Below are 3,276 nucleotides of genomic sequence, written 5' to 3' on the forward strand. Positions count from 1 at the left end.
CCGATCACGGTGGAGACGCCCCAGCCCATGTGGGTGCATTCGAGCGCGTCGCGCATGACGTTGACGTTGCCGATGCACTCGAACGAGTAATCGACGCCGCCCTGGGTCAGGTCGCGGATGGCCTCGGAGACCGAGCCGTTGACGTCGCGCGGGTTGATGAAGTCGGTGGCGCCGAGCGCTTTTGCCATTTCGAACTTGTCGGGATTGAGGTCGATGGCGAGGATGCGCCCGGCCCCGGCCATCACCGCGCCCTGGATGCAGGACAGGCCGATGCCGCCGAGGCCGAACACGGCGACGGTCGAGCCGGGCTCGACCTTGGCGGTGTTCAGCACCGCGCCGATGCCGGTGGTGACGCCGCAGCCGAGCAGACAGACCTTTTCAAGCGGCGCGGCGGGATTGATCTTGGCGAGCGCGATCTCCGGCACCACGGTGTATTCGGCAAAGGTCGAGCAGCCCATGTAGTGGAAAATCGGCTTGCCGTTCTTCGAGAAACGCCGGGTGCCGTCGGGCATGTAGCCGGTCCACACGGTGGACGCGATCGACTGGCACAGGTTGGTCTTGGGCGAGGCGCAGTATTCGCAGTGTCCGCACTCGGGAATGTAGAGCGGGATGACGTGGTCGCCGGGCTTCAGCGTTTTCACTCCGGGTCCGCACTCCATCACGATGCAGCCGCCTTCGTGGCCGAGGATGCAGGGGAAGGCGCCCTCCGGGTCGTCGCCCGACAGCGTGAAGGCGTCGGTATGGCAGACACCGCTGGCAACAACCTTCAGCAATACTTCGCCCTCGCGCGGACCTTCGACGTCCACTTCCTCGATCGACAGCGGTTTTTTGGGCTCCCAGGCTACGGCGGCACGGGCTTTCATGGACAGGCTCCTTTAATTTAAAGATGGTGCGATTCTTGGCGGATCGATGATGCCGAACTTCCGGAGCATCAACAAGGCAGGCACGGCAGGGACAGGGGCACCGCTCATCCGGTCTGCAGCAGCAGTTTCTGGTACGCGGCTTCGAACAGTTTGACGCCTTCGTCCTGCAAGGTGTTGCCGACCGTGTCCATGTCGATGCCCAGCCGCGCCAGATCCACCCACTGCGCTGCCGCCTCGGCAATGCCGTCCTCCACCCGCAGCGCCGGTTTGCCGTGCTCGCGCAGCGCGGCGAGCGTCTTGTCGGGCAGCGTGTTGATGGTTTCCCGGCCGATCAGCGGTTCGACATACAGCAGGGCGTGGTAGTTCGGATTTTTCACGCCGGTGCTTGCCCACAGCAGGGTTTGCGGCATTGCGCCCTGCTGCGCCAGGGCGGCGAAAGTCTCGCCGCGAAATGTCTTCAGATAGCTTTGATAGGCGAGCTTGGCCGTGGCGATCGCCGCCTTGCCGCGCAGCGGCAGCGCCTCTTGCGTGCCGATCGAATCGAGGCGCGCGTCGACCAGGGTGTCGACGCGCGACAGGAACAGGCTCGCCACCGCCTTGCTGCGGCGCACGCCGGCCCCTGCCTGCACGCGTGCGGCAAGGCCGCGCAGGTAGGCGTCGAACGCCGCCTCGGTCTGGGCAAGCGAAAACAGCAGCGTCACGTTGACGTTGATGCCGAGCCGGGTCAGCGTCTCGAACGCGTCGATGCCTTCCGGCGTGCCCGGCACCTTGATCAGCAGGTTGCTGCGGTCCACCGCGGCGGACAGGCGCTGGGCCTCCGCCACCGTGCGCGCGGCATCGTACGCCCAGCGCGGCGCGACTTCCAGGCTGACATAGCCGTCGTTGCCGCCGCTGCGCGTGAATACCGGCAACAGCAGATCGCAGGCCGCCCGGATGTCGGGGATGACCAGCGCTTCGTAACGCCGCTCGGCATCGGATTCGCCGGCTTTCAGCCGTGCCAGGTCGTCGGCGTAATACGGGCTGGTGGCGAGCGCATTCTGGAAAATCGCCGGATTCGAGGTCACGCCCGACACGCCGTCCTCGGTGATCAGCCTCGCCAGCGTGCCGTCGCGGATCAGGCTGCGCGAGAGATTGTCCAGCCAGAGGCTCTGGCCGAGGGTGGTGAGGTGCTGCGTGGCATTCATTGGGGCGTCCTCGTTCCGTGAGATGTTCAGGATAGCGGTTAAAAACGCATCGGTCTTGCCGCGGCGAGCCCGGCGGGATGCGGTGGACGGCGTGCGAAGCCGCGCCTGTGCTAGACTTCGGCGCATTGTTTCGGTTCTTTCCGCGGTTATTTCCATGTCTGGCAGCACACTCGGCAAACTGTTCTGTGTCACCGTGTTCGGCGAATCGCACGGCCCTGCCATCGGCTGCGTGGTCGACGGCTGCCCGCCTGGCATGGCGCTCGCCGAGGCCGACATCCAGCACGACCTCGACCGGCGCAAGCCCGGCACCTCGCGCCACGTCACCCAGCGCCGCGAATCCGATACGGCGGAGATCCTCTCCGGCGTCTACGAGGGCAGGACCACCGGCACGCCGATCGCGCTGCTGATCCGCAACGAGGACCAGCGCAGCAAGGACTACGGCAACATCGCCGACACCTTCCGCCCCGGCCACGCCGACTACACCTATACGCAGAAATACGGCTTCCGCGACCCGCGCGGCGGCGGCCGTTCCTCCGCACGACTTACCGCGCCCATCGTCGGCGCCGGCGCCATCGCCAAGAAGTGGCTGGCCGAAAAATACGGCATCGTGATCCGCGGCTACATGAGCGCACTGGGGCCGATCGACATTCCCTTCGAGTCGTGGGACGAAATCGGCAACAACGCCTTCTTCTCGCCCAATGCGGCCATCGTGCCCGAACTTGAAGCCTACATGGACGCGCTCAGGAAGTCGGGCGATTCGGTCGGCGCCAGGATCAGCGTGGTGGCGGAGAACGTGCCGCCCGGCTGGGGCGAGCCGCTGTACGACAAGCTCGACGCCGACCTCGCCCATGCGCTGATGGGGCTGAACGCCGTCAAGGGCGTGGAAATCGGTGACGGCATGCTGGCGGCGCGGCAGAAGGGCACCGAGCACCGCGACGAGATCGCGCCGGAAGGCTTTTTGAGCAACCATGCCGGCGGCGTGCTCGGCGGCATCTCGTCGGGCCAGGCTATCGTCGCTCACGTCGCGATCAAGCCCACCTCGTCGATGCGCCTGCCCGGCCGTTCGATCGACCTCAACGGCCAGCCGATCGAGGTCGTCACCCACGGCCGCCACGATCCCTGCGTCGGCATCCGCGCCACCCCCATCGCCGAGGCGCTGATGGCGATCGTGCTGATGGACCACGCGCTGCGCCACCGCGCGCAGTGCGGCGACGTCGCGAGCGGCACCC

3 protein-coding genes are annotated in these 3,276 nt (G+C 66.5%); 1 reads left to right on the forward strand and 2 read right to left on the reverse strand.

Annotated features, from left to right (window positions below; genetic code table 11):
- On the reverse strand, nucleotides 1-863 hold an 863-nt coding region (locus tag BGO62_RS16170), incomplete at its 3' end, for an alcohol dehydrogenase catalytic domain-containing protein (protein WP_296644503.1).
- Between the two features lie 104 nt (nucleotides 864-967).
- A complete protein-coding gene (tal, locus tag BGO62_RS16175; RefSeq protein WP_296644506.1) occupies nucleotides 968-2,047 on the reverse strand; it encodes a transaldolase in 1,080 nt (359 codons plus the stop codon).
- 154 nt (nucleotides 2,048-2,201) lie between these two features.
- Here tal and aroC point away from each other — a divergent pair.
- Nucleotides 2,202-3,276: chorismate synthase (aroC, locus tag BGO62_RS16180; protein ID WP_296644510.1), on the forward strand; the 1,075-nt coding region annotated here is incomplete at its 3' end.

Origin of the sequence: Thiobacillus sp. 65-1402 (genome assembly GCF_001897685.1) — a bacterium.
GTDB lineage: Bacteria > Pseudomonadota > Gammaproteobacteria > Burkholderiales > Thiobacillaceae > Thiobacillus.